Raw genomic sequence first — 17,514 nt, forward strand, 5'->3', positions numbered from 1 at the left:
CCGTCATGACTTGCGACCACGTACGCGCGGCGCTGTCGGCGCGCCTGGACGGGGAGGACCCGCAGGCGTCCCCGGCGGCGCTGGACGCCCACACCGCGACCTGCGCCGGCTGCCACGCCTGGCTGGCCCGCGCCGAGCAGGTGACCCGGCTGGTCCGGGTGCAGCCGGTGGAGGTGCCCGACCTCACCGCGGCGGTGCTGGCCGCGGTCGCCGCCGATTCCGCCCACCGGAGCCCGGCCGCCGTCCGGCGGGCCCGCCGACAGGTGCTGCGGATCGCGGTGGCGGTGGCCGCGGTGGCGCAGTTGGCCATTGCGCTGCCGATCCTCCTCGCTGGGCTGGGCGTGTCGGTGGACCCGCACACCAGCCGGGAGATGGCCTCGTTCGACGTTGCCCTGGCGGTGGGTTTCGCGTTGGCCGCCTGGCGGCCCGAGAGGGCCCGGGCCTTCCTGCCGGTGGCCCTGGTGCTGGCGGTCTGCCTGGCCGGCACCAGCGTGGTGGACATCGCCAACTCGACCACCGCGCTGGTGCACGAGGTCGGCCACCTTGCCGCCGTGGTGCAGGCGGGGTTGCTGTGGGCGCTGGTTCGTACCGGCGGGGATGACCGGCCGCTCACGCCGGTGCTGGCGGCAGGGCGCGGGTGAATGACTCACCGGACTCGGGTCGCCGAGATCCACTCCCGTCGGCGAGCATGGCCAGCATGACTGTCGCCCCCCGCCGCTGGCTCGCTCGGCTGGCCGCCACCGCCGGCCTTCTGGTCACCGTCGTCCTCCTCCTGATCGCCCCGGCCACTCCCGCCAGCGCACACGCCGTGCTGCAGAGCAGCAGCCCGGCCGCTTCGTCGGTGGTGCCGAGCGCGCCGGCCGAGGTGGTCCTCACGTTCAGCGAGTCGGTACGTAAGGTTCCCGGCAAGATCCGCGTGATCGCGCCGGACGGCTCCCGGGCCGACCGGGGTGAGCCGAGCTTCGACGGCGCCGCCGTGTCCATCCCGGTCGATCCGGCCGGCGAGCGCGGCACCTACCTGGTCAGCTTCCGGGTGATCTCCGCGGACAGCCATCCGGTGTCCGGCGCGTTCACCTACTCGGTCGGCGCACCCTCGACACCGCCGGTCGACTCCGGCGACGACAGCCGGGCCAACCCGGTGGTCGGCAACGCGGTGAAGGTGGCCCGTTTCCTCGGGTACGCCGGCCTGGTGCTGCTGGTCGGGCCGGCGCTGGTGCTCGCCGCGCTGTGGCCACGCCGGCTGTCGCGCAGGGGACCGGCGCGGCTGGCCTGGACCGGCCTCGGTCTGGTGGCCTTCGCCACCCTCGCCGACCTGTGGCTGCAGGTGCCCTACACCGCCGGCGGCGGCCTCTTCGAGGTGACCGGCGAGGGGTTCGGCAGCGTGTTCGGCAGCGCCTTCGGCACCGCCCACCTGGTCCGGCTCGGCCTGCTGGCGGCCGCGGCGTTCCTGCTCCGGCCGCTGCTGGCCAGACCGTCCGGGCGCACCGACGCGATCATCCTGGCCGTGCTCGGCGGGGCGGCCCTGCTGACCTGGCCGTTGGCCGGGCACCCGGCGGCGTCCCCGGCCCCGGCGGTCTCCGTGGTGGTCGACGCCGTCCACCTGGGCAGCATGGCCGTCTGGCTGGGCGGCCTGTTGATGCTCGCGGGCTTCCTGCTGCGCCAGGCCGACGAGCGGGAGTTGGGCGCGATCCTGCCGATCTGGTCCCGCTGGGCGGCGCTGGCCGTCTCGGCGTTGCTGTTGGCCGGCACCGTCCAGGCGCTGATCGAGGTGGCCACCTTCGACGCCCTGCTCAACACCACGTACGGGCGACTGCTGCTGGCCAAGGTCGGGCTGTTCGCGCTGGTGATCGCCGTGGCCGCGTACTCCCGGCAGTTGGTGCGCCGGCGCACCGCGGCGCAGCGGCCCGTGCCGGTGCGCCGGGCGGTCCTGGTGGAGTTGGCAGTCACCGTGGTGGTGCTGGGCCTGTCCGCGACCCTGGTGCAGACCACGCCCGCCCGGACCGCCGTGGCCGAGCCGTCCGGCACGCAGGCCGGTCTCTTCTCCACCACCCTGTCCAGCCCGCTCTTCTCCCTCCAGGTCGAGCTGGACCCGGCCCAGCGGGGCAACAACTCGATGCACCTGTACGCGTACACCAAGGACAACCAGCCGCAGCCGGTGGCGGAGTGGCGGGCGACCGCCGCGCTGCCCTCGGCCGGGATCGAGCCGATCGAGGTCCCGTTGCTGCCGCTGACGGACAACCACGCCTACGGGGACGTCAGCCTGCCGGCGGCCGGCGACTGGCAATTGAAGATCACCGTTCGCACGTCCGACATCGACCAGGCCACGGTGACCGCCACCGTGCCCATCCGTTAGAGAGGCTCCCGAAACCCATGACCCGTCTCCGGGGTACCGCAACCGCCGCCACCGCCCTGGCGTTCACCGCCGTCGCGACCGCCGTGCTCGGCTTCGCCGGGCCGGCCTCCGCCCACGTCACGGTGAATCCGAAGGAGGCGACCCAGGGCGGTTACGCCCGGGTGGCGTTCCGCGTGCCCAACGAGAGCGACACCGCGTCGACCACCAAGGTGGAGGTCGTGCTGCCGGAGAACGCCCCGGTCGGCTCGGTGTCGACGATGCCGGTGCCGGGCTGGACGGTGGCCGTGGAGAAGCGCAAGGTCGACCCGCCGATCGAGGTGCACGGCACCCCGATCACCGAGGCGGTCGCCAAGCTCACCTGGACGGCCACGGGTGACGCGGGTGTGAAGCCGGGCCAGTTCCAGGAGTTCCCGGTCTCGATGGGGCCGCTCCCGCAGGTCGACTCGATGGTCTTCAAGACCCTGCAGACCTACTCGGACGGCAATGTGTCGCGATGGATCGACGAGCCCGCGGCGGGCGGCGAGGAGCCGGAGAACCCGGCGCCGGTGCTCACCCTGGCCGCCGCCGCGCCCTCGGGGTCGGCCGCGCCCGCCACGTCCGCCAACGCGGCCGGCGCGCCGGCCGACGATGACGACGACGAGGGCGAGGGCATCGCGGTCGGCCTCGGCATCGCCGGTCTGGTCGCCGGCATCGCCGGTCTGGTGCTGGGCGGGCTGGCGTTCGCCCGGACCCGTCGGGAGCCGGCCGCCAGGTCCTGACCCCACCGCACACCCGCTGGCCCGCCGGGATTCCGGCGGGCCAGCGTGCTTTCCGGGAACGGGACCGACCGTGCTGCGGATATCCCCTGATCAGACGGTGTACGTCGGTAAGGTCGGCCGGGTATCTGGCTACGGAGGGGGACGGTGCGAATGCGTTTCGTGCGGGGGATCGCCGGAGTGCTGCTGTTGGTGATCGGGATTCCGGTGCTGTTCGCCGGTGGCGCGCTCTGGCTCGTGACCCGGCACGCCGACCCCGGTGGGACCTTCGCCGCCCGGTTCGAGACGGTCCGCACGCCCGGCCACGCGGTGGTCGTCACCGATCTCGACCGGTTGCTGCGCCAGGAGGCGCCGTTCGCGCGTACCGCGCAGACCCGGCTGCGAGTGGACGCCCGCACGCCGGACGGCCCGGCCTTCGTGGGGCTGGCGCCCACCGCCGAGGTACGCCGCTGGCTGGAACCGGTGCCGCACGCCACGGTCCGGCGGGTGGCGCTCGCGCGGGGTCCGCTGCCCGTCCGGCTCGACCCGGCCGGCCCGGCCACCGACGCCCCGACCGCCGGGCCGGTCACCCCGCTCGGTCGCCCGTTCTGGGTACGCGAGGGGATCGGCTCGCTGGAGTGGAGTGCGGACGACCTGGCCGGTGCGCCGATGAGCCTGGTGGTGATGCGACCCGACGGCGCCGGCGACCTGGCCCTGGATCTGCGCGCCGAGTTGCGGGCCGGCTGGACCACCCCGGCCACCTGGGGGCTGCTGGCGGTCGGGGTGCTGCTCGTGGTCGGAGCGGCGGTGCTCCTGCTGCGCCCGCCACGCCCGCGCGAGGTGGTCTTCGTGGTCGAGCCGGACCAGGTGCCGGTGCTCGCCGGCCGGCTCGGGGTCAGCTCGTTGAGTGGACTGGGCGGCCCGTCCGTCGGGGACGCCCCAGTGGCGTGGTCCCTGCCGGCCGGGCGGCAACTCACCCCGGTCGGTTCCGGGCCCGGTGAGCGGCCGAGGTCGGCGATCGAACCGGCCCGGCCGAGCACCCTCGCCGACCTGGAGGCGCCGGCCCGACTGCCCCGTCCACCGGAGGTGGCGTTGAGTCTGGCCTGGCCGCCGGCCACTCCGGGCCGACGGCCCAGCCGGTGACGGTGGACGAAACGGCGAGTGGCCCTCCGCGCTGCCGACGCGGAGGGCCACCCTCACCGGGGGATCGGTGCTACCCGAGCGACGCTTGAGGTAGATGAGACCAGGTTAGCGCCGATGGTCGCTACTGGGGAGATCTGTCCATTTGGTGCGACTTTTCCACGCGGCGGCCCGCCCGCACCGGCAGCGTCACCAGCAGCAGCAGGCTGAGGAGCACGTAGACGTTCTGCACGACGAAGTCCACCGGGTCATGGGTGCGGACCGGTTCCGTACCCCAGTCCTGGAACGTCACCACCCCGTAGATGATCACAGCGGCGGTGCCCAGCGCGAGTGCGACCAACCACCGACGTCGGCGTACCTCGTCCGGGCGGTCGGCACTCAACGCCGCGTCCGCGAGCAGCACCACCGCCGGCACGAACCAGTAGATGTGGTGGGTCCAGGTGATCGGGCTGACCAGGGCGCCGACCAGGCCGGTCAACGTCAGCCCCGTCAACCGATCACCGGCCCGAGCCGCGCGGGCGGCCCGCCACAGCCCGTAACCGGCGATCACGGCGACCACCAGCAGCCAGAGCAGCCGGTCCGGCTTCTCTGGTGCGGTGAACCTGCTGAGTAGGCCGAACAGCGACTGGTTGCCGACGTAGTCGGTGCGGCCGACCCGGTCGTTGTCCCACAGCTCCTGCGTCCAGAAGCGCCACGAGTCGCCGGGCGCGACCGCCGCTGCCAGCAGGGTCGCCGCCGCCGCGGTCGCGCTCGCCACCACCGCGGCCCGCCACCGGCGGGTGGCCAGCAGGTACACGATGAAGATGCCCGGGAAGAGCTTGAGCGCCGTCGCCAGCCCGATTCCGACCCCGGCCCAGCGCCGCGCCTGCGGCACCGCGAACAGCAGGTCGGCCAGGATCAGCACGACCAGCAGCATGTTGATCTGCCCGAAGGTGATCGTCTCGCGGGTGCTCTCCACCGCCAGCACCAGCAGCACGGCGACGGTCAGGGTGAACGTCCGGGGCAGGTTGTGCCGGGCGATCACCGGCAGCACCAGCCACCGCGTGGTCACCACCACGGCCAGCACGGTGAGCACCGTGAAGATCGCCACGGTGACGCCGAGCCGGATCAGCCCGAACGGCCAGAGCAGCAGCGCGCTGAACGGCGGGTAGGTGAAATACAGCTCACCCTGCACCCGATCCGGCTGGACGTAGTCGTAGAGCGGGTTTCCCGCCGTCCACCAGTCCATCGCGGACATGTAAATCTTCAGGTCGAAGAAGTTGTGCACCAGACCGGGCAGGTAGAGCGCCGGCAGCACGGCGATCAGCGCCACCACCGCGACCAGGCGACGAACCGTACGGCCGCCGGGGTCGTCGTCAGTGACGGCGGGCGGTACGACGGATTCGGCTGGCACTCCGAAACCCTAGCGGGCTGCTCCGTCGAGAGCGCGCAGCCGCGGGTCGTGGGCGGCGCGTAGGCTGTCCCGGTGGCTGATCTCCTCGTCTGGATCGACTGTGAGATGACCGGTTTGGACCTCGGCAGGGACAAGCTGATCGAGGTTGCGGCACTGGTCACCGATCCTGACCTCAACGTGCTGGGTGATGGCGTCGACGTGGTGATCCACGCCGATGAGGCCGCGCTGGACGCGATGCCGGAGATCGTCCGGACGATGCATGCCAAGTCCGGCCTCACCGAGGAGGTGCGCCGCTCGCCGGTGACACTGGCCGAGGCCGAGGACCGGGTGCTGGAGTACGTCAGCAGCTTCGTCAAGGATCCGCGTACCGCGCCGCTCTGCGGCAACTCGATCGCCACCGACCGCGGCTTCATCGCCCGGGACATGCCCCGCCTCGACGCGCACCTGCACTACCGCTTGATCGACGTGTCGTCGATCAAGGAGCTGTGCCGCCGCTGGTACCCCCGCGTGTACTTCGGCCAGCCGCAGAAGGGCCTGGCGCACCGCGCGCTGGCCGACATCCGGGAGAGCATCCGGGAGTTGGAGTACTACCGGCGGACCATCTTCGTGCCGCTGCCCGGCCCGGACGTGGAGACCGCCAAGGGAATCGCCGCCGACCTCTGACCCGCGGTGAAGCCCGGGGGAGCCGGGAACCCGCTGGACGGGGTCGACGGCGGTGTGGCTATTATTGGTCCGCACCCCGCCCGGGGCGATTCACCGGGCGACGGCGGCATGGTGGCTGTAGCTCAGTTGGCAGAGCACCGGGTTGTGGTCCCGGTTGTCGTGGGTTCAATTCCCATCAGTCACCCAGCAGTGGATCTCAGGCCCCCTCCGATGAGGGGGCCTGAGCCGTTTGGGAGATCGAAGATCAAAGGGTCATGCGTGGATCGGCCCACATACGAAAGCCCCCTCCGTCGCGGAGGGGGCTTTCGTCGTTGGGGCTGCTCAGGCGGTCGGCGTGGGCGTCGGGGTGCCGGCTTCCGGGGTCGGTGAGGTGTCCGGGTCGGCGGGCGGCTCGTACGGCAGCGCGCTGCCCTTGACGTACTCGTCCCAGCTCATGTTCCAGTCGGTCCAGCCGTTGCCGTTCTGAAGCTTCCGCTCGGTGCCCTTGACGGTGATCGGGTCGCCGATCTGGGTGTTCTTGAACAGCCAGTCGCCGTTGGCCATGGACACGTTCACGCAGCCGTGTGAGACGTTGACACTGCCCTGCTGGCCCTCGGACCAGGGTGCGGCGTGGATGAACTCCCCGCCCCAGGTGAGCCGCTGCGCGAAATCAATCTTGGTGCGGTAGCCCTCCTCGGGGCCCAGCTCCTCCATGGTGTCGAAGACCGTCTTGCGCAGCTTCTCGATGACCACCATGGTGCCGCTGGACGACGGGGTGCTCTTCTTGCCCAGGCTGACCGGGATGGTCTTCACCACGGAGCCGTTCCGGGTCACCGTCATCCGCTTGGTCTTGTTGTCCACCGTCATGATCAGCGACGCGCCGATCTTGACGTCGACGGTGAGGTCGGCGCGGCCGTACCAGCCGTCACCCAGTGGCAGGCCGCCGGCCTGCACCCGGTAGGAGACCTTGCTGTTGGCCTTCCAGAACACCTTCGGCCGGTACCGGATCTCGGTGGGGCTGACCCAGTGCCAGATGCCCTCCTGGGCCGGCGTCGAGGTCACCGTCATCCGGCGCTGCACGTCGTCGCGGTAGTCCTCTCCGATGGCCCGGCTGAACTTCACGATCAGCGGCATCCCGACCCCGACGACCTGGTTGTCGCCGAGGAAGCTGCTCACCCGCACCTGCTTGCCCGGCTTGGCCATGGTCGTGAAGGTGTTGGTCGCCGTGGCCGGACGGCCGTCGTCGCCGGTGGCGGTGACCGTGGCGGTGTAGCTCGTGCCGTACTCCAGTGCCCCTGCCGGCAGCCACGTCTTGCCGTCGGCGGCGAGGGTGCCCTCGACCGCCTTGCCGGCCGCGTCCTTGAGCTCGACGGCGGTCTCGACGGCGTCCGTCGTGGTGAAGGTGATGCCGGTGGACGCTGGCACGTCCTTGGCGTCGGTCGCCGGTTCGCTGATGGTCGCCGCCGCCTTCGGCGCCGGACTCTCGCTGCCGCCCTGCCACGAGGACGGCTTGCCGCCGTCACTATCCGTGCAGGCGGAGGTGAAGGCCAGTGCTACGGCAAGAAGCCCCGCCGCGAATACGCGGCGTCGCCCACCGGGCCGGATCAGCTGGTCGTGGCTAGCTCGCATGATTCCCTCACAGTCGTGGTCCCTGACCCATCGTCCTACTGACGCACCAGGACCGGTCCCGGTTGCCGAGGGTGAACCGGAACACGCCGACGATGATGCCGGAATTTTGTTAGAATCCGGCGATTCGTGAGCCGGGCTCGTCTCCGTGCCGGGACTGAGGGGTCGCCGCGGGCGCCGTCGCGCCGCGGGCAGTGCAAAGAGTACGCGCCGGCCCGTACGGTCGCACGGGCCGGCGTGGGTCGCCGGACGGCTCAGAGCGCGGGGCCGGACCCTCCCTTGGGCACCGGCAGGGCGCTGCCCTTGACGAACTCCGACCAGCTCAGGCTCCACGCCGTCCAGCCGTTGCCGGCGGCGAGCCTGCGTTCGGTCCCCTTCACCGTGATCGGGTCACCGATCCGGGTCTTGCTGAACAGCCACCGGGCGTTCGCCATCGACACGTTGACGCAGCCGTGCGAGACGTTCTGCCGACCCTGCACGTGCTCGGACCAGGGTGCGGCGTGGATGTACTCGCCACCCCAGGTGAGCCGCTGAGCGAAGTCGATCTCGGTGACGTAGCGGTTGGCCGGGTCCGGGTCGTCGCGGGTGTCGAAGGTTGTGGACTCCTTCTTCTCCATCACCACCATCGTGCCGCTGGAGGAAGGGGTGCTCCTCTTGCCCAGGCTCACCGGCACGGTGCGGACCAGCGCGCCGTTCTCGTACACCGACATCTTCTTGGTCGCGTTGTCGACCTTCATCACGAACGAACGGCCGATCTCGGCGGTGGCCTTGCGATCGACGTCGCCGTAGCGGCCGTTGCTCAGCGGCACGCCGGCCAGCGCGATCCGTACGGTGATGGTGGTACCCGGCTGCCAGTACTCCGGCGCCCGGTAGTAGGCCTGCGTGCCGTTGTCGACCCAGTGCCACGCCCCGGGCTGCGGCGGGTCGGTGCGGACGAACATCCGCTTCTGCACCGCTGCCCGGTCCTTCTTCGGGATGCCCGGGTGAAACTCGGTGACCACCGGCATGGCCACCCCGTAGCTCTTGTCGTCGAAGAGGTAGAGGCCGGACCCGATGGTCGACTTCGGCTGGGCCATCGTGGTGAAGTTGCTGGTGCCCTGGCTGCTCGTCCCGTCGGCCCCGGTCGCCGTCACCGTGGCGGTGTACTTGGTGCCGTACTTCAGCGGGGCGGACGGCACCCAGGCGGAGCCGTCGGTGCGCAGCTTGCCCGCGACCGTGCCGCCGCCCGCGGCGGTCAGGGTAATCGTGGACACCTTCGCGCCGTCCGGGAGCTTCGCGCTGATCTCCGTACTCACCGGCTTGTTCTTCGTGCCGTCGCCCGGGCTCAGCGCTAGCGCGGGCCCGCTCGGCGCGGCCGGCGTCGTCGGCTCCGCCGTGCCAGGCTCGGCGCTCGCGCTCGGCCCGGTCCCGCCGACGAATTCCGGGTTCTTCTGCTCGTCGCCGCATCCGGTCAGTGCCAGCGACGCCACCAGGGTCAGAGCGCCCACCACCGCCCCGGCTCGCGTGAACCGTGCCATCCCCACCTCTGTTCTCGCGTACCTGGCGGACATCGTGCCGTATGAGGACGTCGGCGCACGCCCCCGTCGTGGACCCGCTGGACGATTTGACCCTTTCTGTCCGGTAAGCTCGACCGAAGGGGGGACCCGGGCAACCGGATTGGAGCCCGGCTCGGCGGGGTGCTAATGTTCTCTCCGTTGCCGACGAGCGCCGCTAGCTCAACTGGCAGAGCAGCGGACTCTTAATCCGCGGGTTCGGGGTTCGAGTCCCTGGCGGCGCACCAGCAATAATCTGGGCATTCACCCTCACGGGTGAGTGCCCAGATGTCGTTTGGGGGTGAATGACAGCAACGCCGACAGCAACGGTGTCACCCGTCAGCACCATCACCCGGCCTAGTCCGGGATGCCATCGGTCAGATGCACGTGGCCAAGCGCGGGTGAGAAGCCAGCGACGTGTTCCGGTGTCCCATGGTGCGGCTTGCTTGGTCGGAAGTGGCCGGTCATCACGGCCTGGTCGTAGCAGCCGATCCCAGTCGGGTACTCGCTCACGATGCCGGACAGCCGATGCTGCGCGGCCCAAGTGAGCGCGTCGGGACAGGAACACACCGGAGGCGAATCGAGCATTTTCGCCGTGAAAGATCCAGACGGTCGAGATAGCCGGGCTCAACCTGTCGGGGCTTGGAGGTGTCGGCACCAGCAGAGTATGCCGGCATGGTGAGCGGCTGGCCACTTGCACTAGCGGGCGCCTTCAGTGGCTGGCGACAGCAACGGTGAAAGATGGCAGGGTGGAACCCGCACAGCCAGCCGAGGAACCAGCTCATACGAGGACGCCCACAAAGCAGACGGCCGCGGACCGTCGCCCGAGGTCGCGGGCGAAGCACACATGCCCGGATGGAGTGCACAGAGCTTGTAATCGAGGCGTCAGGCCCGCCGAGCAGCCAAGCAAGCAGCCAAACCGGCGAGCATAATGCGCAGGTCGTGCCGACAGCAACGGCGACAGCAACCGACGCCCGCTCCACCAGCCACAGACGGGGCTCGACCGTCACGACAGCCGGGGCCAAGCGGCGACGGTCATCGCTGAGTGTGTGCCTCTTAATCCGCGGGTTCGGGGTTCGAGTCCCTGGCGGCGCACCAGCAATAATCTGGGCATTCCCCCTCACGGGTGGGTGCCCAGATGTCGTTTCGGGTGAGTGACGGCAGCGGTGTCACTCGTACGCGCCATCACCCCGCCCCAGGCTCAGCGAGCGCCTGCCAACTTGACCACGAACGTCCGTGCGATCTGAGGGCGGGCGAACGGGCGAGCCTCAGCAGCCCGTTCCCGGCGGGTTGGGACCCGGCGATCCGCCAGGGGTCGGCGGGTGCGGGCAGCCGAGCCTCAGTCGATTGTTCTGACGAGGCGGGGCCCGGAGCGTGGTCGACAGTGCGCGTTATACCTCAGAGTCATATGTATGCCTCAGAGGTATCGGGCTCCATGCCAACTGTCCCGCCCGCCGGGAAGGGCGGTAGCCAAGATCTGCGCAACGTCGGGAGGGGCAGGCTTGGGCCGCAGGATGACGTTCGCCCCGTGGGCCGGGACCTTCGGTCAGTTCAACGTAGCCATTGGACGCGCTCTTCGATTCCGCCGATCGCTCCCCGCCACACACCGCTGAACCGCCCGCCCTGGAGGGACGCGAGTTGGCGACGGGCGCCCCAGCCGGCGACTGGTCTGTCAACGACACGAAACAGGTCGTCGAGGTAGTCCAGGGGCGAACCCACGGCCAGCTGCTTCAGCACATCGTCGAGCTCGAACGCCTCCGAGACCTCTCGAATGAGATCACGGTTGGCGATGAACAATGTCGGGACCCACTGCGCAGGCGGAAACCTCAGGCTGTAGGAGATGAGGTCGAAGTTGAAGCTGTGTTCATCGTCAGGCTCCGTCGCAGTTGTGCCCATACCGTCCAGGAAGCTGTCCCACCCCTTGATGGTGGCCAATTCATGGGCGTCGGTCCTGGCCACATACTTACGCATGGACTCTGCGGATCTGAATAGGAGCAGGCGACTCTGGGCGCCGAGGAATGCCGCGTCGGTCTGTTTGTCGTCGAGGTGTGCGCGAAGCGTGTATCCCCTTTCGCCGGATCGAAGTGTGATGGCAATCGGGTGAATAGTTGAACGCGGATTCGTTGAGGTGTCCAACTGGCCCGCCGCCGGGAATCCCGGGTGCGTCCACTGTGCTCTGGGATTTTCGCGTTCGCGCGTCTCGCGTTCCCGGTCCTCACGTTCGCGGGCTTCGCGTTCGCGGTTCTGGCCCTCGCGCTTCTGACTCTCGCGCTTCTGGCGTTCGCGGTCCTGGCGTTCGCGGGTGTCGCGCGCGCGGTCCTGGCGTTCCCGGGTCTGGCGCTCGCGGTCCTGACGGGCGCCGGTGTGGACAGCTGTTAGCTGCTTGTACGCCGCGTTGAGCTGCTGCATTTGCCGGGTGACTTCCTCCCGGACCTTTGCAGGGCTCGACTGATGCCTGTCCGGATGCCAGATCTGCGCGAGAACGAGGTAGCGCTCCCGAATCTCCGCGACCGACGATTCGCGTGTCACGCCGAGAAGCGCGTACGGATCCTGGCCGTCAGGGAACATGATATCCACCGGATCTTATGAACACTCGGGGCGCGTGCCCGGTGATCTTAACAGCAATTGTCGATACATACCGCCCTGCCCTGCCCTGCCCGGCCGTTGCAGGTGTCCAATCGCGGGCTGGTCCTACGGTGCGGGCTGGTGAGCCTGGCGGCGGTGCGGCTGAGCGGCGTGGGCTCGTCCCGCGCTGCCGGTGGCATGTCGTACCGGACGGCCGTGCGGGGACAGGCCTGGCCGCGGCCGAGCTGGTACCGACCTCAGGCACTGAGGTGTCGGCGGATGTCTCGAGCGAGGGCTGCCTGCGCCTTGTCGTCGATTTCGAGGATGCCATTCTCGGCCATGAGGGCGTGGAACTGCTGCTGGTGGTAGGGCACGCCCGGGGGCAGCGGCGCGAGGTGCCAGTGAAGGTGCGCGTTGCCCTGTTGGCTGCCGAGGCTCAGGGAGTACATCCGCTCCGTGGGCAGTGTCGCGGCGAGCGCTGTGGCGACTGCGTACACGATGCCCTGGAAGCGGAGGAAGTCCTCCTGTGGCACGTCCCGTACCCAGCTCTCGATGTGCTGCCTCGGCGCGACGAGGCAGTAACCGAGCAACGTCGGGTCGCGAGCGAGGAAGGCGATGACGGTGTCGTCCTCGTAGACGACGTGGTGCCGATAGTCGGGATGGCCCGCCACGAGGGCACAGACAAAGCAGGGGCCGTCGCGGACGCGACGCTCGTACCGATCAACGTCAAATGCTGTCTTTGCCGGCTGGCCCTCCACCTGGGCAGCCTAAGATCCGGCGCCAGGTACCAGGAAGGCGTCGCAGGACCACCGGACCGCCCCTGTACGCCGGATAGGTTCGTGCGCGGTGGGTAGACGGCGCGCGTGCCGCGAACCAGGAGCCGACAGCCGACGTCGACCCGGCACCGAACGGGCGGTCGCGTGCTGGCCGGACGTTCGCTCGCCTGCGGGAGCGGGGGCAGCAGTTGGTACGCGCCCGCGTCTGGCGGTTACGCCTGTTCGGTCTGCTCGCCCTGCAGGCCGGCATCGCGGCGGCGATCGCCTGGTTCGTGGCGTACCGGTTCCTGGGCAATTCGAGCCCGCTCTTCGCGCCGACCACGGCGGTCGGCATCGTGGCCGCCGCGATGGGAACACGCCTGCGGCGCACGATCGAGCTGCTGGCCGGGTTGATCCTCGGGCTCGCCGTCGGTGACACGCTCATGCCGCTGTTCGGCATCGGGCCCTGGCAGACCGGGGTGGTCGTCGTGCTGGCGATCGTCGTCGCCATCTGCTCAAGGGCGGTGGCTCATTGCTCACCCAGGCCGGCGGTACCGCGGTGCTCATCGCCACCCTGGAGCCGCCGGTGCGTGAACTGTCCATCCCCCGCTTCGTCGACGCCGCGGTCGGGGGGCTGATCGGGCTGGCCGTTGGTCTGCTGTTGGTGCCCATCCACCCGCAACGGACGGTGCAGCGGCTGGCCGAACCGGTCCTCGATCCGGGGATGGCGGCCTTGCGCGACCTGGCAGGCGCGGTACGCGCCCGTGATCTTGATGAGGCCCAGGGAAGCCTGCGCCGGTTGCGGAACCTCGACTCCCGGCCGAACGCGCTGGACGAGGGGCTCGCCGCCGCCCAGGAGGTGGTGCGATTAGCGCCACTACGCTGGCGCGACCGCACTTCCCTGGCCTTCTATACCCAGGCCGTCCGGCATCTGGAGCGCAGCCTGCACAGCAGCCGGTCCGTCGCACGGCGACTCACGACAGCCCTGAAGGACGATGAACCCATATCTGAGGAGCTGCCGGCGGCCATCGACCTGCTGGCCGACCGCGCGCAGGCCCTGAGGTGCACGATTCGCGCCGACGACGAGCCCCACCGTTCGCGCGGGCAGATCCTGCGGGCCGTCGAGCTGGCCGGGCGGGCGCAGGGACGGTCGTCGGACTTCGACCGCCCGCACACCCACCGGTTGGGTTACTCCGGGCTGATCGCCGTCGGTGAGTTTCGGACGGCCGCACATGAGCTGCTCATCGCCAGCGGGCTGGACACCGAGGAAGCGGCAGAGCTGGTCAGGCGGGCGGTGGATGGGGACGAGCCGGACTAAACGGCAGGGGCTGCCCCGAACAGGCCGGCGGGCGGTGCGTGGTGACCCTCCTTGACGTGCGAGTAGTCGCGAGCCTCCGCCACCAACCCGACTTCGTCGAAGCGCAACACCGTGCAGCCGGAGATGGTCGTCGGTTGACCATTGACGTAGATCACGGACCAGTACTCCACGGCAGCCACGTCACCGTCGACCTGCGGTTCGGCGAACCACACCTCCGCAGGGCGGGTCTCCTCGGCGAAGCACTCCTTCAGGTAGGTCCGAAGCCCAGAACGCCCGCGGTACGGGCGAAACATCGAGGCCCAGTGGTCGCCGTCCTCGCTCTGCAGGGCGGCGATCGCCTCGACGTCCCGGATCGGCCAGGCTTCGGTCCAGGTCCGGGCCCACCGCTGGGCCAACTTCCGAGTGTCCACGAACGTCTCCTCCGCCAACCGGTATCCCGCGTCACCGCAGTGATATCAGGGACCACTGACATCCCCGGGGAAGCCACACGGCCTACTCCTGAGCCGCCAGCCGCGCGATCGCCTGAGCCAGGACCTTCGCCCGAGTCTCCGGGGTGCGAGCCTTGAGCAGCGGCAGGATCACGGCGTACCGGGCGGAGCGGCCGAGCCGTTCGAAGGCGGCGGTCGCACGGGGTTCGCCGGCCAGCGCGGCGGTGAGATCGGGCGGGACGGCGGCGGTGCGCTGTGTTTCGTACGCTGCCTCCCACCGTCCGTCCGCCTTGGCGGCGGCGACCTCCGCGAGGCCCGCGGGCCGCATCCGCCCGGCCGCCGTCAGTGCCTCGACCTTCGCCACGTTGACCTGCGACCACGAGCTCCGTGGCCGGCGGCGCGAGTACCGCTGGAGGAACGACACGTCGTCGAGGCCCCTGCGCTGACCGTCGATCCAGCCGTGGCAGAGGGCCACGTCGAGCGCGTCCACGATGGTGATCGAGGGGAGCCCCGAGTGCCGCTTGGCGATCCGCAGCCACGCCTCGCCCCGCACGTCGTGCTGCGCGGCGAGCCAGGACTCCCATGCCATGGCGTCGGCAAAGTCGAGCACGTCCACGTCACGCCGGCTTCCTGGACGAGAGGACGTCGAGGTAGTGCGGGTTGTTCATGACGCCCAGCACGTTGCCGAACGGGTCGACGACCGCGGCCGTGACGAACCCCTCGTCCCCGTGCGGTGTGATCGGCTGGTACTCCGTCGCGCCCATCGCCAGCAGTCGCTCGACGGTGGCGTGCAGGTCGTCGACGTGCCAGTGCATGACGGCGCCGCCGGGCCCGGTCGTGCCAGGCGGCGCGTACCTGCGGTCGATGATGCCCAGCTCTGCCTGGTAGTCGCCGATGCGGAACTCGGTGTAGGCGGGGCGTCCGTCGGGGCCGGCCCGCAGGAAGTAGGCCTCGATGCCCAGGAACTCCGCGTACCAGGCCGTCGCCGCTGCCACGTCGTCCGCCCAGATGTTGAGCGTGGCGAATCCTCGCAGGCTCATCAGGTGTCCCCTCGTCGATGGGTTCTGCGGCCACGCTATCGACGATTGCGGAAGCTGCGGTTCCGCAATGACGGGCACAGGCGGATGTGTGCCGGCGCCGTTTCCCGGGTAGTCGCCGCCGTCGGCGTTCCGGGGGGGACCAGCGTGGAAGGCTATCCGGGGGTAGGGGAGCACGGGCTGATCGGTGATCTGCAGACCGCAGCGCTGGTCAGCAAGGACGGCACGATCGACTGGTTCTGCGCGCCGCGCTTCGACTCGCCGAGCCTCTTCGGCGCCTTGCTGGACCGCCGCAAGGGCGGCCACTTCCAGCTCTCACCGGACGGCATCGCGTACACCAGCAAACAGCTCTACCTGCCCGGTACGGCGATCCTGATCACCCGCTTCCACAGCGCCGACGGTGTGGGCGAGGTGGTGGACTTCATGCCCGTCACCGGCGAGCAGGTCACCGACCGGCACCGGTTGGTCCGGCTGATCCGGATGGTCCGGGGGAGCATGCCGTTCCGCTTCGACTGCCGCCCCCGCTTCAACTACGGGCGCGATTCGTACGAGCTCGAAGTGCACCCGGAGGGCGACGTCTTCCGCAGTTCGACTCTCACCCTCACCCTCACCCCTCTCAAGAACACGGAACGGTTGGTCGACGCCAGGGACATCCGGCGCGACGGGGAGGGTGTGTCCGCGGTGTACACGCTGCACGAGGGGGACGTCGGCGGCGTGGTCCTGGATACCGCCTGCCCGCACGCGCCCCGAGCGATCAGCACGGACGAGGCCTGCGAACTGCTCGCCGAGACCCGCGACTTCTGGCGGCGGTGGGTGGGCGGATCCCGCTACACGGGCCGCTGGAGGGAGATGGTCGAGCGGTCGGCGATGACGCTCAAGCTGATGACGTACGCCCCGACCGGCGCACTGGTCGCCGCGCCCACCGCGGGGCTGCCGGAGCAGGTCGGCGGGCCGCGGAACTGGGACTATCGCTTCACGTGGGTCCGGGACGCGTCCATCTCGGTGTACGCGCTACTCGGCCTGGGCTTCACCGACGAGGCCCGGAGGTATCTGTTCTGGCTCGAGGCGCGCATCCGCGACGCCACGAACGGCGATGTGCCCCTGCAGGTCATGTACCGGATCGACGGCTCACCGGACCTCGCCGAGGAGGTGCTGGACCACCTGGAGGGGTACCGCGGCTCGGCGCCGGTGCGGGTGGGCAACGACGCGGCGGGTCAGCTGCAACTCGACATCTACGGCGAGGCGCTCAACTCGTTGGAGTTCGCCGACCGGAACGGGCTGATCGCCCCGCACGAGGGGTGGCGGAAGGCCGCAGGGCTGATGGACTGGCTCTGCGAGAACTGGAACCAGCCCGAGGACGGCATCTGGGAGACCCGGTCCGGCCGGCAGGACTTCACCTACGGGCGGATGATGTGCTGGGTGGCGCTCGACCGCGCCATCCGCCTCGCGCACCGCCTCGGGCGGCCCGGCGACACCACCCGCTGGACGACCGAACGCAACGCCATCTACGAGCAGGTCATGGCGCGCGGCTTCCACACCGACCGTCGCGCGTTCGTGCAGCACTACCGCACGCACATCCTGGACGCGTCGCTGCTCGCGATGCCCACGGTCGGCTTCATCTCGCCGACCGACCCGATGTGGGAGTCGACGCTGCGGGCGATGGACGCCGAACTGGTCTCCGACAGCCTCGTCTACCGCTACGACCCGACCGCCTCGCCGGACGGCGTGGCGGGCACCGAGGGCACCTTCAGCATGTGCAGCTTCTGGTACGTCCAGGCCCTCGCGGACTCCGGACGGCTCGACGAGGCACGGCTGACCTTCGAGAAGATGCTCACCTACAGCAGCTCACTGGGCCTCTACTCGGAGGAGATCGCCCCCGACGGTGAGCAGATCGGCAACTTCCCGCAGGCGTTCAGCCATCTCTCGCTGATCAGCACGGCGGTCCACCTCGACGGTCTCCTCGACGATCAGCAATGACCACGACCGCCGGG

16 protein-coding genes and 2 tRNA genes are annotated in these 17,514 nt (G+C 70.0%); 10 read left to right on the forward strand and 8 right to left on the reverse strand.

Features of this window, described 5'->3' with window-relative positions; translation table 11 throughout:
- The first annotated feature begins 5 nt into the window (after positions 1-5).
- The 4 genes from ACFYPS_RS22810 to ACFYPS_RS22825 all read left to right on the forward strand — a co-directional run bounded on the left by ACFYPS_RS22810 (position 6) and on the right by ACFYPS_RS22825 (position 4,230).
- Positions 6-641, forward strand: a complete 636-nt coding sequence (locus tag ACFYPS_RS22810) for a zf-HC2 domain-containing protein (RefSeq protein WP_387326864.1) — start codon at positions 6-8, stop codon at positions 639-641.
- Between the two features lie 47 nt (positions 642-688).
- Positions 689-2,353, forward strand: a complete 1,665-nt coding sequence (locus tag ACFYPS_RS22815; RefSeq protein WP_387326867.1) for a copper resistance CopC/CopD family protein — start codon at positions 689-691, stop codon at positions 2,351-2,353.
- Between the two features lie 17 nt (positions 2,354-2,370).
- On the forward strand, positions 2,371-3,111 hold the full coding sequence (locus ACFYPS_RS22820) for a YcnI family protein (RefSeq protein WP_387326870.1): 741 nt from the start codon (positions 2,371-2,373) through the stop codon (positions 3,109-3,111).
- Between the two features lie 150 nt (positions 3,112-3,261).
- Positions 3,262-4,230 (forward strand): hypothetical protein, encoded by a 969-nt coding sequence (locus ACFYPS_RS22825; protein ID WP_387327031.1) that lies wholly within the window; start codon positions 3,262-3,264, stop codon positions 4,228-4,230.
- Positions 4,231-4,351: 121 nt separating this feature from the next.
- On the opposite strand, the gene ACFYPS_RS22830 is transcribed toward ACFYPS_RS22825, so the two are convergent.
- Positions 4,352-5,620, reverse strand: a complete 1,269-nt coding sequence (locus ACFYPS_RS22830) for a glycosyltransferase 87 family protein (protein WP_387326873.1) — start codon at positions 5,618-5,620, stop codon at positions 4,352-4,354.
- 72 nt (positions 5,621-5,692) lie between these two features.
- Between ACFYPS_RS22830 and orn the strand changes: the two genes are divergently transcribed.
- Together orn and ACFYPS_RS22840 are read left to right on the forward strand one after the other, a co-directional pair.
- On the forward strand, positions 5,693-6,283 hold the full coding sequence (gene orn / locus ACFYPS_RS22835) for an oligoribonuclease (RefSeq protein ID WP_354967990.1): 591 nt from the start codon (positions 5,693-5,695) through the stop codon (positions 6,281-6,283).
- 111 nt (positions 6,284-6,394) lie between these two features.
- Positions 6,395-6,467 (forward strand) — tRNA-His (locus ACFYPS_RS22840).
- A 137-nt stretch (positions 6,468-6,604) separates the two neighbouring features.
- On the opposite strand, the gene ACFYPS_RS22845 is transcribed toward ACFYPS_RS22840, so the two are convergent.
- Together ACFYPS_RS22845 and ACFYPS_RS22850 are read right to left on the reverse strand one after the other, a co-directional pair.
- Positions 6,605-7,891 (reverse strand): Ig-like domain-containing protein, encoded by a 1,287-nt coding sequence (locus tag ACFYPS_RS22845; RefSeq protein WP_387326876.1) that lies wholly within the window; start codon positions 7,889-7,891, stop codon positions 6,605-6,607.
- A 251-nt stretch (positions 7,892-8,142) separates the two neighbouring features.
- Entirely contained in the window at positions 8,143-9,405 is a 1,263-nt protein-coding gene (locus ACFYPS_RS22850) for an Ig-like domain-containing protein (protein WP_387326879.1), read from the reverse strand.
- 187 nt (positions 9,406-9,592) lie between these two features.
- Between ACFYPS_RS22850 and ACFYPS_RS22855 the strand changes: the two genes are divergently transcribed.
- Positions 9,593-9,668: transfer RNA gene (locus ACFYPS_RS22855), tRNA-Lys, on the forward strand.
- A gap of 1,303 nt (positions 9,669-10,971) precedes the next feature.
- Here ACFYPS_RS22855 and ACFYPS_RS22860 read toward each other — a convergent pair.
- Together ACFYPS_RS22860 and ACFYPS_RS22865 are read right to left on the reverse strand one after the other, a co-directional pair.
- Complete coding sequence (locus ACFYPS_RS22860) at positions 10,972-11,988, reverse strand: J domain-containing protein (protein ID WP_387327033.1); 1,017 nt, start codon at positions 11,986-11,988, stop codon at positions 10,972-10,974.
- A gap of 254 nt (positions 11,989-12,242) precedes the next feature.
- On the reverse strand, positions 12,243-12,743 hold the full coding sequence (locus tag ACFYPS_RS22865; protein ID WP_354967059.1) for an HIT domain-containing protein: 501 nt from the start codon (positions 12,741-12,743) through the stop codon (positions 12,243-12,245).
- Positions 12,744-12,949: 206 nt separating this feature from the next.
- Here ACFYPS_RS22865 and ACFYPS_RS22870 point away from each other — a divergent pair, with 206 nt between their 5' ends.
- Together ACFYPS_RS22870 and ACFYPS_RS22875 are read left to right on the forward strand one after the other, a co-directional pair.
- Entirely contained in the window at positions 12,950-13,378 is a 429-nt protein-coding gene (locus tag ACFYPS_RS22870; protein ID WP_387326882.1) for an FUSC family protein, read from the forward strand.
- Positions 13,327-14,058, forward strand: coding sequence for a hypothetical protein (locus tag ACFYPS_RS22875; RefSeq protein WP_387326885.1), 732 nt, complete (start codon positions 13,327-13,329; stop codon positions 14,056-14,058). The genes ACFYPS_RS22870 and ACFYPS_RS22875 overlap by 52 nt, the downstream gene beginning before the upstream one ends.
- On the opposite strand, the gene ACFYPS_RS22880 is transcribed toward ACFYPS_RS22875, so the two are convergent.
- The 3 genes from ACFYPS_RS22880 to ACFYPS_RS22890 all read right to left on the reverse strand — a co-directional run bounded on the left by ACFYPS_RS22880 (position 14,055) and on the right by ACFYPS_RS22890 (position 15,526).
- On the reverse strand, positions 14,055-14,468 hold the full coding sequence (locus ACFYPS_RS22880; RefSeq protein WP_354967055.1) for a nuclear transport factor 2 family protein: 414 nt from the start codon (positions 14,466-14,468) through the stop codon (positions 14,055-14,057). The two genes, ACFYPS_RS22875 and ACFYPS_RS22880, sit on opposite strands and share 4 nt — an antisense overlap.
- Before the next feature lie 82 nt (positions 14,469-14,550).
- A complete protein-coding gene (locus ACFYPS_RS22885; RefSeq protein ID WP_387326889.1) occupies positions 14,551-15,102 on the reverse strand; it encodes a YdeI family protein in 552 nt (183 codons plus the stop codon).
- Between the two features lies 1 nt (position 15,103).
- Positions 15,104-15,526, reverse strand: coding sequence for a VOC family protein (locus ACFYPS_RS22890; protein ID WP_354967053.1), 423 nt, complete (start codon positions 15,524-15,526; stop codon positions 15,104-15,106).
- Between the two features lie 144 nt (positions 15,527-15,670).
- Here ACFYPS_RS22890 and ACFYPS_RS22895 point away from each other — a divergent pair, with 144 nt between their 5' ends.
- Positions 15,671-17,500, forward strand: coding sequence for a glycoside hydrolase family 15 protein (locus ACFYPS_RS22895; protein WP_354967052.1), 1,830 nt, complete (start codon positions 15,671-15,673; stop codon positions 17,498-17,500).
- Positions 17,501-17,514: the final 14 nt, after the last annotated feature.

The sequence above is a fragment of the Micromonospora sp. NPDC005087 genome (assembly GCF_042872965.1).
In the GTDB taxonomy this organism is placed as follows: domain Bacteria; phylum Actinomycetota; class Actinomycetes; order Mycobacteriales; family Micromonosporaceae; genus Micromonospora.